This window comes from Bradyrhizobium sp. Crot121, from assembly GCF_059512385.1.
The window spans coordinates 59,367-75,049 of record NZ_JCAMOR010000009.1; the positions used below are offsets into that span (position 1 = coordinate 59,367).

Here is a 15,683-nt window from a genome sequence, read left to right on the forward strand (position 1 = left end):
AATGACATGTCAGTGCGTTGGCCGCGCCGGTGCCGGTGGCGCATGCGGCTGCTGCGGCGCCGCCTCCTTCGGCTCGCGGTCGCCGGCCAGCACGCGTTGAACGCTGACGAAGAACACCGGGACCATCAACAGCGCCAGGATCACGACCGCGATCATGCCACCCATGACGACGGTGCCGAGCGCCTGCTGGCTGGCGCCGCCGGCGCCGCTGGCGATCGCCATCGGGAATACGCCGAACACGAAGGCGAGGCCGGTCATCAGGATCGGGCGGAAACGCAGCGAACAGGCCTCGATGGTCGCCTCGAGCAGCGGCTTGCCATGGGCGCGCAGGTCCTTGGCGAATTCGATGATCAGGATGGCGTCCTTGGCGGCAAGGCCGATGATGGTGATCAGGCCGACGGTGAAATAGACGTCGTTGGCGAGCCCGCGCATGCTCGCGGCGATCACCGCGCCGGTGACGCCGAGCGGTATGGTCAGCAGCACCGCGATCGGAATCGTCCAGCTCTCGTACAGCGCGGCGAGCAGGAGGAACACCACCAGCACCGACAAGCCTAGCAGGAACGGCGCCTGCGAGCCCGACAACTTCTCCTGCAGCGACTGTCCGGTCCACTCATAGCCGAACCCGCGCGGCAATCTGTTCGCGAGCCGCTCCATCTCGTTCAGGGCATCGCCCGAGGTGTAGCCGGCTCGCGCCTCGCCGGAGATGCGCACGGCGGGATAATAGTTGAAGCCCGCGATCTGGGTCGGTCCCTTCTGCCATTCGACCGTGGCGAAGGAGGAGAACGGCACGAGCTGCCCGCGGTTGTTCTTGACGTTGTAATTCAGGATATCATCCGCATTCATGCGGGTGAACTTGTCCGCCTGTACCACGACGCGCTGCATGCGGCCGCGGTTCGGGAAATCGTTGATGTAGTTCGAGCCGAGATTGGTCGAGATCGTATTGTTGATGTCCTCGAAGGTGACGCCAAAGGCGCCGGCCTTTTCCCGGTCGATCACCAGATTGACCTGCGGCGCCGGCGGCAGGCCTTCGATATAGACCTTCTGCAGCACGGGGCTGGCATTGGCTTCCGCGATCAGGCGGTCGGCGGCGGCCATCAGCTGGGCGTAACCCTTCTGGCCGCGGTCCTGCAGGCGGAACGAGAAGCCCGAGGAGTTGCCGAGGTTGTCGATCGGAGGTGGCTGCAGCGCCGAGATCTTGGCGTCGCGGATCGATGAAAGGTCGCGGTTGATGTCGGCGACGATTGCGGCCGCCGAATCCTTCGGCCCGCGCTCCGACCAGTCCTTCAGCGTGATGAAGGCCTGCGCGGTGTTGAAGCCCTGGCCGAGGAAGCTGAAGCCGGTGAGAAACGTGACGTTCTCGATGGCAGAGCGCGCCAGGAGATATTTCTCGACCTTCTCGATCGCGGCCTCGGTGCGGGCGAAGGAGGAATCCGACGGCGTCTGCACGTCGGTGGTGATGAAGCCCTGGTCGTCGACCGGCAGGAAGCCGCCGGGCAGCCGCATGAAACCCCAGCCAAGCCCGACCAGAAGCGCGACATAGATCAGCATCAGCCGTCCGGTGCGCTTCAGCGTCCATCCAACCGTGCGCGTATAGCCGTCGCGGCCGGCATCGAGCGTGCGGTTGAACCAGCCGAACACGCCGCGGCGGGCATGGCCGTGCCCGGCCGTGACCGGCTTGAGCAATGTCGCGCACAGCGCCGGCGTCAGCGACAGCGCCAGCAGCGCCGAGAACGAGATGGCGGCGACCATGGTGACCGAGAACTGGCGGTAGATGATGCCGACCGATCCCGGGAAGAACGCCATCGGGATGAACACGGCAACCAGCACCAGCGTGATGCCGATGATGGCGCCGGTGATCTGCGACATCGCCTTGCGGGTCGCCTCCTTCGGAGGCAAGCCCTCCTCGGCCATGATGCGCTCGACGTTCTCGACCACGACGATGGCGTCGTCGACGAGGATGCCGACCGCCAGCACCATGCCGAACATGGTCAGCATGTTGATGGAATAGCCGAGAAGCATCAGCGTGGCGCAGGCGCCAAGCAGCGCGACGGGCACGACGATGGTCGGGATGATAGTGTAGCGGATGTTCTGCAGGAACAGGAACATCACGATGAAGACCAGCACCACGGCTTCGACCAGCGTCGTCAGCACCTTCTCGATCGCAGCCTCGACCACGGGCGTGATGTTGTAGGGGATCTCATAAGAGATGTTGGCCGGGAAGAAGCGCGACAGCTCCTTCATCTTGGCTTCCACCGCGCTTGCGGTCGCGAGCGCGTTGCCGGTCGGCGACAGCAGCACCGAGAGGCCCGCCGTCGGCTTGCCGTTGAGGCGGGTCTGGAACTGGTAGCTGAGGCCGCCGATCTCAAGCCGCGCAACGTCGCGCAGGCGCACGGTCGAGCCATCAGGATTGGCGCGCAGGATGATGGCGCCGAACTCGTCCGGCGAGGAGAGCTGGCCCTTCACCAGAACCAGCGCCGAGACCCGTTGCGAGTCCGTCGCCGGCTCGGCACCGATGCTGCCCGAGGCGACCTGCGCGTTCTGCGCGGCAATTGCCTTGTTGACGTCGTCGGCGGTCAAGCCATAGCCGACCAGCTTTGCCGGATCGATCCAGATGCGCAAAGAGCGCTCGGTCGAATACAGCGTGGCACGGCCGACGCCGGGGATGCGGCGGATTTCCCCGAGCACGTTGCGGATCATGAAGTCGCCGAGGCCAATCTCGTCGAGGCTGCCATCGGTCGAGTTCAGCGTGATGATCTGCAGCACGGCGCTGGACGCTTCCTCGACCAGGATGCCCTGCTGGATCACGGCACGCGGCAGGCGCGCCTCGATGCGCTTGAGGCGGTTCTGCACCTCGACGGATGCCTGGCTGGTTTCGGTGCCCGGAACGAAATTGGCGATGATCTCGACCTGGCCGAGCGAGTCGCTGGTGGATTCGAAATTGAGGATGCCGGAGGCGCCGTTCAGCTCCTCCTCGATCAGCCGGGTGACGCTGTTATAGAGATTTTCCGGCGAGGCGCCGGGATAGCTGGTCGAGATCGAGATCGAGGGCGGCGCAATGATCGGATATTGCGCGATCGCCAGCAGCGGAATCGAGATCGCGCCGATCAAGCAGATGAAGAGCGCGACGACCCAGGCGAAGATCGGCCTGTCGATGAAAAAGCTCGCCATCTCGGATCACCGCAGCGCTTGCGCGGCTTTATTTTCCCCCGGCACAACGATCGAAGCATCCGCCGCCTCGGTGAATGCCTGCGGCCGGACCTTGTCGCCTGCCGCGAATTTCTGGAAGCCCTCGACCACGACGCGGTCGCCGGACTTCAGACCTTCGGTCACGAACACCTGCCCATTCTGCAGCGAGCCGGTACGCACGGGCTGAACCGCGACGCGACCGTCGTCCTTGACGACGAACACCTCGCTGCCGCCACCGCCATTGCGCTGAATCGCCTGCTGCGGGACCGCGATCGAGTCGGAATCGATGCCCTGCTCGATCAGCACGCGCACATACATGCCCGGCAACAATTCGCGTCTTGGATTGGGGAACTCGCCACGCAGGGTCACCTGCCCGGTATAGGCGTCGACCTTGGCGTCGGAGAACAAGAGCTTGCCGGGAATCGAATAGATCGTGCCATCGTCCTGCAACAGGCGCACCTTCATCGCGTCAGGCGCGATGCGGTCGAGTTCGCCGGTCTCGAATGCGCGGCGTAGCTGGTTGAGCTCGGTGACCGACTGGGTGAAGTCGGCATAGATCGGGTCGATCTGCTGGATGGTCGCAAGCGAGGTGGAATCGTTCTGCACCACCAGGGCGCCTTCGCTGACCAGCGCGGCGCCGACGATGCCGTCGATCGGCGCGCGGATGGTGGCGTAATCCAGATTGAGCTTGGCCCGCGCGAGATCCGCCTCGCGGGCCGCGACATCCGCTTCGGCCTGGCGTTGCGCGGCAATCGCCTTCTCGTTCTCGGCCTCGGGCATCGCCTTCTGGCTGTAGAGCGTCGTAACGCGATGCGCATGCTGGGCGGCCTGATCGAGCACAGCCTTGGCGCGCGCGAGCGCAGCCTGATTGGACTGCACCTCGACCTCGAATGGCCGCGGGTCGATGCGATACAGGGGATCACCGGCCTTCACCTCGGTGCCCTGGTGGAACAGGCGCTCGACGACGATGCCGGAAACACGCGGGCGGACTTCGGCGACGCGCGTCGGCGCGACGCGGCCGGGCAGCTCGCGCAGCACCGCGCGCGGCTGCGGCTTGGCGACGACAACGCTCACCTCGGGTTCGGGCGCCGCCTCCGACGCAGCGGTTGCGGCAGTCGGCTCATCACAGCCGGCTAGCAGTGGCGCCGTGGCGGCCAGCATCAGGAGAATGCATGCCGTTCGTGCGCGTAGTCCGGACATTGAAAGCGTCGCCCCGAGTTTGAATTGTTGAACACACATGGACACGCGGTGTCTCTGCCGACTCCGCCTTGTCACGCTATTCAGGATAAGGTGGGGGTGCTGCGACGCAATACATGACGGCGGCGGCTCAATGTCACATACGGAGAACATATTGAATTAGCATATTTTTCTCCGATTCACCGGATTGTGAAACTGGTTCCATCGGAGCTTGTGGGGGTAACGGACTGCGCCTTCTCCGACGCAGCCGCTGAGACCCGATTTTCTCGAGCGCGCATCGGGGAGAATCGGCTTCCGGCGTTTTCCGATGGTTTCTCCCTCTCCAGCGATCCGGTGCAGGCATCCGTCCGCCGGCCTTCGCGATCAAGGCCGAATGAGGATCGGGTGCGCGTCCCGCTAAGCCGAGGTCGGCGATTCGCCCAATTGATGATGCGCGGAACATCATCGAACGAGACGATTTCGGTGGATGACATCGCGGCGGTCGCCGTCCAGTTCCGCTTCCGCCCCGAATCACTGGTTTCCTGTCTTTCTTCCCTTGGCCGCTGTGCCATATTGGCTGCCCAACGCGGCTTTTCGCAACGGACATGCCGGCAATGCCCTCCTCTCCCCGCTCCGACATGGAGACCGAACTCAGCAAACTGTCCTCTCCACGGATCTTCCTGGTGCGGATGCTGGTATTTCTGGTGCTGTGCGCGCTGATCGCCATCGTCCTCTACAAGCAGATCCTCGTCGCCTTCTTCGCCAATCCGGGGCTGAACGCGCTGATCGGCGCGGTGCTTTTGATCGGCATCATCCTGTGCTTCCGCCAGGTGATCCGGCTCTATCCCGAGGTGCGATGGGTCAACAATTTCCGGATCGCCGATCCCGGACTCGCGATCGACCGGCGGCCGACCTTGCTGGCACCGATGGCGGCGATCCTCGGCGGCGAGCGCAGCGGGCGGATGTCGATCAGCCAGCAGACGATGCGGCACCTGCTCGACTCCATCGCGACCCGCCTCGACGAGGCACGCGACATCTCGCGCTACATGACGGGCCTCTTGGTGTTCCTCGGCCTGCTCGGCACCTTCTGGGGCCTGATCGAAACCGTCGGCTCGGTCGGCAAGGTGATCGATGGATTGAAGGTCGGCGGCGACGCCGGCGCGCTGTTCGACACGCTGAAAGAGGGCCTCGCCGCCCCGCTCGGCGGCATGGGCATTTCGTTCTCGTCCTCGCTGTTCGGCCTCGCCGGTTCCCTGATCCTCGGCTTCCTCGACCTGCAATCCAGCCAGGCACAGAACCGTTTCTATACCGATCTCGAGGACTGGCTTGCGACCACGGTGCGCGAATACGCCGGTGACGGCGTCGTGGCCGCCGCAGGTGGTGGCGGCAACCTGCAGCACGCGATCGAGCGGCTGCGTGTCGCGGTGGAGGAAGGCGCGGGAACCCGCGGCACCACCGCGGCGATGGCCAATCTGGCCGAAGCGATCCAGGGATTGGTTGCGCATATGCGCACCGAGCAACAGATGATCCGGGAATGGGCCGACGGCCAGGGCGAACAGAACCGCGAGATCAAGCGCCTGCTCGAACGCCTCGCGCGTCAGCCGGAGAAGAGTTAGAGAGACGGGGACGGTGTCGATCTTGAAGACGGACGAGAGCCACTCGGTTACCTCTCCCGGAGGGAGAGGTCGGCGCGTAGCGCCGGGTGAGGGCGCCCGGTCTATCGATAGAGCAAAACCCCTCACCCGGATCGCCGAGGCGATCCGACCTCTCCCTCCGGGAGAGGTGTAACTTGCGGCCTCCCTGGAGGTACCCTTGCTAACGCTAGTAGAGAGTCAAAATGGCCCTTGCCCGTGCCCGCCGCGGTGAATCCGGCTTCAACTACTGGCCGGGCTTCGTGGACGCGCTGTCGACGCTGGTGCTGTCGATCGTGTTCCTGCTCTCGGTGTTCCTGGTGGTGCAGTTCTTCCTGTCGCAGGAAGTCTCCGGCAAGGACAAGGCGCTGGAACAGCTCAACGCCAAGATCGCCCAGCTCAACGACATGCTGTCGCTTGAAAAGCTCGGCAAGCTCAGCCTCGGCGAACAGATCGCGCAGCTCCGCGCCGGACTTGCCTCGGCCGAAGGCGAGCGCGACCGTGTCAAGGGCCTCTATGAGGGTCTGGCCAATGCCGGCAGCGACGCGCAGGGCCGCGCCACCGAGCTCACCAAGGCGCTCGATTCCGAGAAGCTGGTCTCCGCGCGGGCGCTGGCGCAAATCGAAGTGCTGAACCAGCAGATCAGCGCATTGCGTCGCCAGCTTGCCGCCCTCGAAGAAGCGCTCGATGCTTCTGAGAAACGTGACAAGGAATCGCAGGGGCGCATCGCCGATCTCGGCCAGCGATTGAATGTGGCGCTGGCGCAGCGGGTGCAGGAACTGTCGAGGTACCGCTCGGAGTTCTTCGGCCGTCTGCGAGCCATCCTGGGCAATCGGCCAGACGTCCGCATCGTCGGCGACCGCTTCGTGTTCCAGTCCGAAGTCTTCTTCGATACCGGACAGGCCACGCTGCTGCCCGAAGGCCGCGCCGAGCTCGACAAGCTCGCGGCTGCCCTGATCGACCTCGACAAGCAGATCCCGAGCGAGATCGCCTGGGTGCTCCGCGTCGACGGCCACACCGACGTGCGGCCGATCAACAGCCCGGTGTTCAAGTCGAACTGGGATCTCTCCGCCGCACGCGCGATCTCGGTGGTGCAGTATCTGGTTTCGCTCGGGGTGCCCGCACAGCGGCTCGTCGCCGCCGGCTTTGGCGAATTCCAGCCGCTCGACACCGCCCAGACGGAAGACGCCTACAAGCGTAACCGCCGCATCGAACTGAAGCTGACGGAACGGTAACGGCGATGTTGGGCAGGCTCTCGCCAGAGCGTCATGGCCGGGCTCGTCCCGGCCATCCACGTTCTCTGGCGTCGCGAGCAGGAAGGACGCGGATGCCCGGGACAAGCCCGGGCATGACGGCGTTGGTGGCGGCTTGAGCGGGGCTTTTGACCTCCGCCCCTATCGCGCCGAGGACGAGGACGCGGCGATCGAGCTTTGGCGGCGAACCTGGCAGCAGGCCTATCCGACGATCGATTTCGATGCGCGCGTGGCGTGGTGGCGCGAGCGCTGGCGCGGCGAACTGGTGCCGAAGGCAACCATCATCGTCGCGGAAGAGGCAAACGCGCTGATCGGTTTCGTCACCATCGATGCAAGCGGCTATCTCGACCAGCTCGTGGTCGATCCCGCGCATTGGGGTTCAAAGCTGGCAAGCGCGCTGGTCGATGAAACCAAGCGCCTTTCGCCTGATGGCGTCACGCTGCTGGTCAATAAGGACAATGCGCGGGCCATCCGTTTTTATGAACGAAACGGCTTTGTGCATGCCGGCGAGGACGTCAACCCGACGTCAGGACGTCCGGTACTGAAGATGCGGTGGAAGCCGTAGAGCCGAGATCGTGAGCTCTCAAACCCCTTCGAACTGCAACCTCGCCAGCCGCGCATAGAGCCCGTTGGCAGCAACCAGCTCGGCATGGGTGCCCTGCTCGACGATTCTGCCATGCTCCATCACCAGGATGCGGTCGCAGGAGAGCACGGTCGCGAGCCGGTGTGCGATGACCAGTGTGGTGCGGTGGCGCATCAACTCCTCCAGCGCGGTCTGCACCAGCGTCTCACTTTCGGCGTCGAGCGCGGAGGTAGCTTCATCGAGCAGCAAGAGCGGCGCATCGCGCAGGATCGCGCGCGCGATCGCGATGCGCTGGCGCTGGCCGCCCGACAGCGTCACACCGCGTTCGCCGAGCTGGGCCTCGAAGCCGCCGGGCAGCCGGCGCAGAAATTCGGTAGCGTGCGCGAGGTCGGCGGCGCGCTCGACTTCGGCATCGGAAGCATCGGGCCGCCCGAAACGGATGTTCTCGCGCGCCGACGCTGCGAACACCACGGTGTCTTGCGGCACCAATGCCATGCGCGAGCGCACCACGCTTGGATCGGCCTGCCGGATCGGCACGCCGTCGAACGAAATCGTGCCCGAGGCGGGATCATAGAAGCGCAGCAACAGATGGAACAGCGTGCTCTTGCCCGCGCCGGAGGGACCGACGATCGCGACCTTCTCGCCTGATCGCACCGAGAACGAGACACCGTCGACGGTCTTCACCGACCGCCGCGTCGGATAGGCGAAGCTGACATTGTCGAACGCAACGTCACCACGCGCGGGCTGCGGCAGCGCGAGCGGCGCGGCCGGCGCCGTGATCTCCGGCTTGACCCGCAGGATCTCGAACAGCCGCTCGGCAGCACCGGAAGCTGCGGAGATTTCGCCCCAGACTTCGCTGAGCTGGCCGAGGGCGCTCGCAGCAAAGGCGCTGTAGAGAATAAACTGGCCCAAACGTCCCGGCGTCATCGCGCCCGCGAGCACGTCGTGCGAACCGACCCAGAGAATCAGCACCACGCTCGAGAACACGATGAAGATGATGATCAAGGTGAGCACGGCCCGTGCGCGGGTGGAGCTGCGCGCGGCGTCGTAGGCCTGCTCGACCTCGCCACCGAAGCGCGTGGCGGCGAGCCGCTCGCTGGTGAAGGCCTGCACGGTCCGGATGGCGCCGACCAGCTCGGAAGCATAGGCGCTGGCGTCCGCGAGCGTATCCTGCGCATTGCGCGACAAGCGTCGCACCCAGCGCCCGAACGCGACCAGCGGGATCACGATGATCGGGATCGCCAAGAGCACGAAGCCGGAAAGCTTCGGGCTGGTGACCACCATCATCGCGGCGGCACCGAGGAACAGCATCATGTTGCGGAGCGCGATCGACACGGAGGCGCCGACCGCTGATTTGATCTGGGTGGTATCGGCGGTCAGGCGCGACACCAACTCGCCGCTGCGCGCGGAATCGAAGAAGGACGGCGACAGCGAGATCAGATGCGCGAACACGTCGCGCCGGAGATCGGCGACGATGCGCTCGCCGATCGTCATGACCAGGTAATAGCGGGAGGCGCTGGCGCCGGCGAGCACCGCCACCACCGCGATCATCACACTGAAGTAGTTGTTGATCATGGCGATGCCTTCGGCCGTGAAGCCGAAGTCGATCACGCGCCGGATCGCGACCGGCACGATCAGCGTCGTGATCGCCGCAACCGTCAGAGAAATAAAAGCGAGGATCGCCCGTCCGCGGTAGCGCGCCACATAGGGCGCAAGCGCCAGCAGCGGCTTCAGCCTGGCGCGGCTCTTCCCTTCCGGCTCGGTCAAGGTGGCTTCAACCAGCGCTTCGCCTTCGAGCAGCGCATCGCGCCGCGGCGGCATCGGGCTGGGCGGGTGGTCAAGCTGTTCGGCTGCGCTCATCGGGATAAGGACCAGTTTTTATGTTTTTCAGATAGGCCCCGCGGAAGCGGCTGGCAAATCCGGAAGAGTCCTAATCCGGTGATCCCCGGTGGCTTGTTTTGCGGGTTTCCTTACGCTATAGAGCGGCCCAAATCCCGTATCTTTGGACCACTTGCGACGGGCGCCGGCGCGCCGAAGGAACTGCCATGAAAGCCGATATTCACCCGAATTATCATACGATTACGGTCGTGATGACCGACGGCACCGAGTACCAGACCCGCTCCACCTGGGGCAAGGAAGGCGACAAGCTGCAGCTCGACATCGACCCCAGGTCGCACCCGGCCTGGACCGGCGGCTCGCAGCAGATCCTGGATCGCGGCGGCCGCGTGTCGCGGTTCCAGAAGAAGTTTTCCGGCTTTTTGAAAAAGGACTGAGCGCAAGACTGCGCTTCCTTCTTCCTTTTCGACGTTCAACGAACGCCCCTGCCAAATCAGGGGCGTTTTTTGTTTCCACGCGTCATTGCGAGCGCAGCGAAGCAATCCATAGCGCCGCGGGTGCAGGCATGGATTGCTTCGCGGAGCCTGTCATCGGGCGGCGCTTCGCGCCGACCCGGTGGCTCGCAATGACGGTTAGAGTTGCAGTTACCGTTCGAACGCGGCCTTCAGGCGGTTGAGCTGCGGCACCAGCGGGTTGCCGATCGCGGCGCGATCGGCGGGCGGCGCATGGATCGTGGTGTCGAGCCGGCGCACGCGTGCCTGCAGGTCCATCGAGCGGGTGATCAGGTCCTGCAATTGTTGCGGCAGTTTCTCGATCAGTTCCGCCGGACCCGGATCTACCGCGGAGAGCTTGACCTTGGTCTTCTCCCGATTGGCCTGGGTCAGCGTCATCTCGCCTTCCTTCACCGCGCGATGCAGCAGCAGCCAGGAGGCAAGCTGCATCAAACGGGTGGTCAGGCGCATGCTTTCGGTCGCATAGGTCAGGCTGACGGACCGTTCCAGCGCCTTGGCCTGGCCGCGGCCGTCGCCATCGAGATAGGCGGCGGTCTCCTCGACCAGGTCCATGCCCTCACGGAACAGGGCTCCGAATGCCGCAGAATTGGTCAGCCGCTCGCTGAACAGAACAAGTGCGGAATCGCTTTGCGACCGCTCCAGCATGGTTAACGCCCTCACGCCACTTTTAATTTTGAACACCGCCGGCTTTTGCGCCAGCTTTATGATGAACAAATCATTGCGCTTGCGGGGCGAAGAGTCCAGCCGCATCCGGATTTATGGTTTCCAGCCAAATGCCGGAAACGACGAGCCTGTGACAAAGCCAAAAAAGAGCCGCCGTTTCCGGCGGCTTTGAAGTTGATAACAGGGAGGCGTCAAACAGAGTGGACAGGAGCCACTCGGTGTCCAAACGAGGACGATGCAGTCATAAACGAGAAAGCTTAATTGATCGTAAATGAGCGATTTTGTTTAAGCTTCGTTTGCCATATCGGCCATTGGCCTAGTTTGGGACAGGATACCAGTTTCGTAGCCCGGATGGAGCGCAGCATAATCCGGGGATCGGTGCGAGCCGGATGCACCGGTCCCGGATTGCGCTGCGCTCCATCCGGGCTACGGGTGAGCGCTACGATTTGAAGAAGCTGTTGGCGGCTTCCTTGGAGGCCCGCTTCTTTGTCATCGCTTCGCGCAGGCGCTCCACTTCGGCCGAGAGCATCGCGATGCGTTCGGTCAATTCCTCGAGCGAGAGCAGCGACAGGTCCTGCCCGATCTCATGCGAAATCTTCTTCCTCGGCCGGTCGTCATCTTCCATCGCCATGCGCGTTCTCCGTGCTTTGCTTCAAGCATGAAAGCCGGTCTCCACTTTCCGGCCATGCTCTGTCACGATCCCGTTGCGGCGGTTGCCAGCGCGATGCAGGCTGGGTAATCAACGCGCCGCGTCTGGAATCCTCCCATTTCGCCAAGGAAAAACCATGGAAAAGCTGCCCGCGCAAATGACCGTCGTCGGCATCAGCAAGCCCGGCGGGCCGGAAGTATTGCTGCCGGAGACGCGCCCGGTGCCGCTACCGGGCCAGGGCGAAATCCTGGTCAAGGTGAAGGCGGCCGGCGTCAACCGGCCTGACGTGGCGCAGCGTTCCGGTTCCTATCCGCCGCCACCCGGCGCGAGCGACCTGCCCGGCCTCGAGATATCAGGCGAAGTGGTGGCGGTCGGTCCCGGCGCCACCAGGCACAAGGTCGGCGACACCGTGATGTCGCTGGTCGCCGGCGGCGGCTATGCGCAATATTGCATCGCGCAGGACGGGCAGGCGATGGCGGTGCCGCCGTCGCTATCGATCGAGGAAGCCGGCGCGCTTCCCGAAACTTTGATGACGGTGTGGCACAATGTGTTCGAGCGCGGCGGCCTGCAAAAAGGCGAGACGCTGCTGATCCATGGTGGCTCCTCCGGCATCGGCACCATGGCGATCCAGCTTGCGAAGGCGTTCGGCGCCAAGGTGATCGTCACCGTCGGTTCACAGGACAAGGCGGAGGCCTGCCTCAAGCTTGGCGCCGATCGCGCGATCAACTACAGGACCGCGGATTTCGTAGCCGAGGTGAAGGCCGCAACCGATGGCGCCGGCGCCAATGTCATCCTCGACATGGTCGGCGGCGACTATATCGACCGCAACTACGACGCAGCCGCCGTCGAGGGTCGAATCGTGCAGATTGCCTTCCTGGCCGGAGCGCCAAAAGCGAGCGCCAATTTCGCGAAACTAATGGTGAAGCGCCTGCACCATACGGGCTCGACGCTCCGCCCCCGTAGTAATGCGGACAAGGCGGCAATGGTCGCGGCGATCGAGGCCAAGGTAATGCCGCTACTCCGCGAGGGGCGGGTAAAGCCGCTGATGGACAGCACTTTCCCATTGGAAAAGGCGGCCGACGCTCACCGGCGAATGGAAACCAGCGCACATATTGGCAAAATTGTGTTGGTCGTTTAACGCTTCCACTGCCGGCCTAGCCGGAAACCCTTTGATTTCCTTCGCTTTCGTGGCATTTATCCGGGAGCGGCGGGGCGCTGGTTCGCCCGCATGAATCGTGAAAGCGCGGAGTACTGACATTGCGTCTGATCAGGTGGCTTGCGCCGCTTGCGCTGGCCCTCATGATGGTTGTCGGCGCCGCTCCGGCGCGCGCAGTTGACGCCGTCAGCGTCCGCAGCGACGCGCCCGCGATCGATCTCACCGCCGTTCTCGACCACCAGCGCAGCGAGACCGACCGCATCCAGGTCTCGACCGCGCCCGGCACCGACGGCATCGTCCGCCGCATCGAGGTCCGCGCCCGCGAGGGCGGGCAATATTGGGTGGTATTCGCGCTCGCCAACAATACCGACGACCAGCTCGACCGCCTGATCGTCGCGCCGCATTACCGCATCGTCTCATCCGGCCTGTTCTGGCCGGATCTCGGCCTGTCGCGCATCGCCACCATCACGCCGTCGGTCGGCGACCGTCCCGAGCGGCAGGAAAGCCCGACTGCCGACGTGTTCCGCATCACGCTCGATCCGGGCGCGGTCGTCACCTATGTCGCGGAATTGCGCACCGACAAGCTCCCGCAGCTCTATCTGTGGGAGCCGGAGTCCTACAAGGACAAGGTCAACTCGTTCACGCTCTACCAGGGCATCGTGATCGGTATTTCCGGCCTGCTAGCGCTGGTGCTGACGATCCTGTTCGTGGTCAAGGGCAGCATCATGTTTCCGGCGGCAGCCGCACTCGCCTGGGCGGTGCTGGTCTATATCGGCGTCGATTTCGGCTTCTGGGGCAAGGTGCTCGACATGTCGAACAACGCCGAGCGCGTCTGGCGCGCGGCGGGCGAGGCGATATTGGCGGCGACGCTGCTCGTGTTCCTGTTCGCCTATCTCAATTTGAGCCGCTGGCATGTGCGCTATTCCCACATCACCATCGGCTGGCTGCTGTTCCTGGGATCGCTGGTGGCGCTGGCGCTGTTCGATCCGGCGGTGGCTTCCGGCATCGCGCGCATGTCGCTCGTCATGATCGCCTTCGCCGGCTTTGCCCTGATCGTCTATCTCTCGACCCACGGCTTCGATCGCGCCGTGCTCTTGATCCCGACCTGGTTCCTGCTGGTGGTCTGGGTGGTCGCGGCCGGCATGACGGTGGCGGGCAGCGTCACCAACGACATCGTCGGCCCGGCGCTGCTCGGCGGCCTCGTGCTGATCGTGATGCTGATCGGCTTCACGGTGATGCAGCACGCGTTTGCCGGCGGCGGCGCCACCACCGGCGTCGTCTCCGATGTCGAGCGGCGGGCCCTGGCACTGACCGGCTCAGGCGACCTGATCTGGGACTGGGACGTCTCCGCCGACAAGGTGTTCACCAGCCCAGAGACCGAGGCCCTGCTTGGCCTGAAGCGCGGCACGCTGGAAGGACCGGCGGCGACATGGCTCGAGGTGCTGCATCCGCTCGACCAGGACCGTTTCCGTGCCGCGCTCGACAGCGTGCTCGACCAGCGCCGTGGCCGCCTGGTGCAGGATTTCCGGCTGCGCACGCCGGATGGCCATTTCATGTGGTTCGCGCTGAAGGCGCGGCCTGTCGTCGGCTCCGACGGCGAGGTCTCGCGCGTCGTCGGCACGCTCACCGACGTCACCGACATCAAGAACTCCGAAGAGCGGATGCTGCATGACTCGGTCCACGACAATCTGACCGGCCTGCCCAACCGCAAATTGTTCATGGACCGCCTCAGCGCGGTCGCCAATCTCGCAAAGACGGTGCCGACGCTGCGGCCGACATTGATGGTGATCGACCTCGACCGCTTCAAGCAGGTCAACGACTCCGTCGGCATGGCGGTCGGCGATTCCATCCTGCTGACGCTGGCGCGCCGCCTGACCCGCATCCTCAAACCCCAGGACACGCTGGCGCGATTGGCCGGCGACCAGTTCGGCCTGATCCTGTTGTCGGAGCAGGACCCGGCGCGGATCACCGCCTTTGCCGAGACCATCCGCAAGACCATCCGCGCCCCGATCGCCTTCAACGACCGCGAGATATTCCTGACCGCCTCGATCGGGCTGGCGCTCTCCGACCCGCAGACGCAGCTCACCGACGAGATCATCAAGGACGCCGAGCTTGCGATGTATCATTCCAAGCGCATCGGCGGCGACCGCATCGACGTCTACAAGCCGGCGATGCGCGCGCGCAAGACCGACCGGCTGACGCTGGAGAGCGAATTGCGCCGCGCCATCGAGCGGCAGGAGATCACCATCCTCTACCAGCCGATCGTGCGGCTCGAGGACCGCTCGATCGCCGGCTTCGAGGCCCTGTCGCGCTGGGATCATCCGAAACTCGGGCGGATGTCGCCGTCCGAATTCATCTCCATCGCGGAGGAGATCGGCCTGATCGTCGACCTCGGCACGTTCGTGATGGACCAGACCGCGCGGCAGCTTTCGATCTGGCAACGCGCGATGCGCTCGCGCGAGCCGATCTTTGCCTCCGTCAACGTCTCCTCACGGCAATTGCTGCGCCACGACCTGATCCACGACATCAGGACCGTGCTGTCGCGCTCCTCGGTGGCACGCGGCACGCTGAAATTGGAATTGACGGAATCGCTGGTGATGGAGAATCCGGAGCACGCCGCGCAGATGCTGGCGCGCATCCGCGAGCTCGGCACCGGGCTCTCCCTGGACGATTTCGGCACCGGCCACTCCTCGCTGTCTTACCTGCAACGCTTCCCGTTCGACACCATCAAGATCGACCAGTCCTTCGTCCGCACCACCAGCCGCGGCACCCGGCCCGTGATCCTGAAATCGATCATCGCGCTCGCCCACGACCTCGGCATGGACGTGGTGGCGGAAGGCGCGGAAACGGATTCGGATGCGGTCGAGCTCTACCAGCTCGGCTGCGAATACGCGCAGGGCTTCGCCTTCGGCGAGCCGATGGACGCCGACGCCGCGATGCGCCTGCTCACCGAGGAACGGCTGGAAGCCGCGAGCTGATCTTCCGCTGTCGTCCCGGCCTTGAGCCGGGACCCATAACCACAAGTGTGCATTTTGCAG

Annotated in this window: 12 protein-coding genes; 7 read left to right on the plus strand and 5 right to left on the minus strand. The window is 64.5% G+C overall.

The window, feature by feature from the left end; translation table 11 throughout:
- Window positions 1-9: 9 nt before the first annotated feature.
- Both AC5ZGW_RS11325 and AC5ZGW_RS11330 read right to left on the minus strand, forming a co-directional pair.
- Window positions 10-3,168, minus strand: coding sequence for a multidrug efflux RND transporter permease subunit (locus AC5ZGW_RS11325; protein ID WP_130226486.1), 3,159 nt, complete (start codon window positions 3,166-3,168; stop codon window positions 10-12).
- Window positions 3,169-3,174: 6 nt separating this feature from the next.
- On the minus strand, window positions 3,175-4,386 hold the full coding sequence (locus AC5ZGW_RS11330; protein ID WP_130226487.1) for an efflux RND transporter periplasmic adaptor subunit: 1,212 nt from the start codon (window positions 4,384-4,386) through the stop codon (window positions 3,175-3,177).
- Window positions 4,387-4,976: 590 nt separating this feature from the next.
- On the opposite strand from AC5ZGW_RS11330, the gene AC5ZGW_RS11335 reads away from it, so the two are divergent.
- From AC5ZGW_RS11335 to AC5ZGW_RS11345, 3 genes are all read left to right on the plus strand, one after another.
- Window positions 4,977-5,978, plus strand: coding sequence for a flagellar motor protein MotA (locus AC5ZGW_RS11335; RefSeq protein WP_130226488.1), 1,002 nt, complete (start codon window positions 4,977-4,979; stop codon window positions 5,976-5,978).
- A 221-nt stretch (window positions 5,979-6,199) separates the two neighbouring features.
- A complete protein-coding gene (locus AC5ZGW_RS11340) occupies window positions 6,200-7,228 on the plus strand; it encodes a peptidoglycan -binding protein (protein ID WP_028163731.1) in 1,029 nt (342 codons plus the stop codon).
- A gap of 133 nt (window positions 7,229-7,361) precedes the next feature.
- Window positions 7,362-7,811, plus strand: coding sequence for a GNAT family N-acetyltransferase (locus tag AC5ZGW_RS11345; RefSeq protein WP_028163732.1), 450 nt, complete (start codon window positions 7,362-7,364; stop codon window positions 7,809-7,811).
- An 18-nt stretch (window positions 7,812-7,829) separates the two neighbouring features.
- Here AC5ZGW_RS11345 and AC5ZGW_RS11350 read toward each other — a convergent pair whose 3' ends face one another.
- Window positions 7,830-9,689: an ABC transporter ATP-binding protein/permease gene (locus AC5ZGW_RS11350; protein ID WP_130226489.1), complete on the minus strand. Its 1,860-nt coding sequence runs from the start codon at window positions 9,687-9,689 to the stop codon at window positions 7,830-7,832.
- A 185-nt stretch (window positions 9,690-9,874) separates the two neighbouring features.
- Between AC5ZGW_RS11350 and rpmE the strand changes: the two genes are divergently transcribed.
- Window positions 9,875-10,102, plus strand: a complete 228-nt coding sequence (gene rpmE, locus AC5ZGW_RS11355) for a 50S ribosomal protein L31 (RefSeq protein WP_028163734.1) — start codon at window positions 9,875-9,877, stop codon at window positions 10,100-10,102.
- Window positions 10,103-10,309: 207 nt separating this feature from the next.
- Here rpmE and rcdA read toward each other — a convergent pair whose 3' ends face one another.
- Window positions 10,310-10,822, minus strand: coding sequence for a protease adaptor protein RcdA (gene rcdA, locus AC5ZGW_RS11360; RefSeq protein ID WP_165435262.1), 513 nt, complete (start codon window positions 10,820-10,822; stop codon window positions 10,310-10,312).
- Here rcdA and AC5ZGW_RS11365 point away from each other — a divergent pair.
- Window positions 10,821-11,012, plus strand: a complete 192-nt coding sequence (locus tag AC5ZGW_RS11365) for a hypothetical protein (RefSeq protein WP_165435263.1) — start codon at window positions 10,821-10,823, stop codon at window positions 11,010-11,012. The two genes, rcdA and AC5ZGW_RS11365, sit on opposite strands and share 2 nt — an antisense overlap.
- Before the next feature lie 267 nt (window positions 11,013-11,279).
- Here the strand turns inward: AC5ZGW_RS11365 and AC5ZGW_RS11370 are convergent, their stop codons facing one another.
- Window positions 11,280-11,471 (minus strand): DUF1192 domain-containing protein, encoded by a 192-nt coding sequence (locus tag AC5ZGW_RS11370; protein WP_130226490.1) that lies wholly within the window; start codon window positions 11,469-11,471, stop codon window positions 11,280-11,282.
- A gap of 154 nt (window positions 11,472-11,625) precedes the next feature.
- Between AC5ZGW_RS11370 and AC5ZGW_RS11375 the strand changes: the two genes are divergently transcribed.
- Window positions 11,626-12,627: an NAD(P)H-quinone oxidoreductase gene (locus AC5ZGW_RS11375; RefSeq protein WP_130226491.1), complete on the plus strand. Its 1,002-nt coding sequence runs from the start codon at window positions 11,626-11,628 to the stop codon at window positions 12,625-12,627.
- A 119-nt stretch (window positions 12,628-12,746) separates the two neighbouring features.
- Entirely contained in the window at window positions 12,747-15,623 is a 2,877-nt protein-coding gene (locus tag AC5ZGW_RS11380; RefSeq protein WP_028163738.1) for an EAL domain-containing protein, read from the plus strand.
- Window positions 15,624-15,683 lie beyond the last annotated feature (60 nt).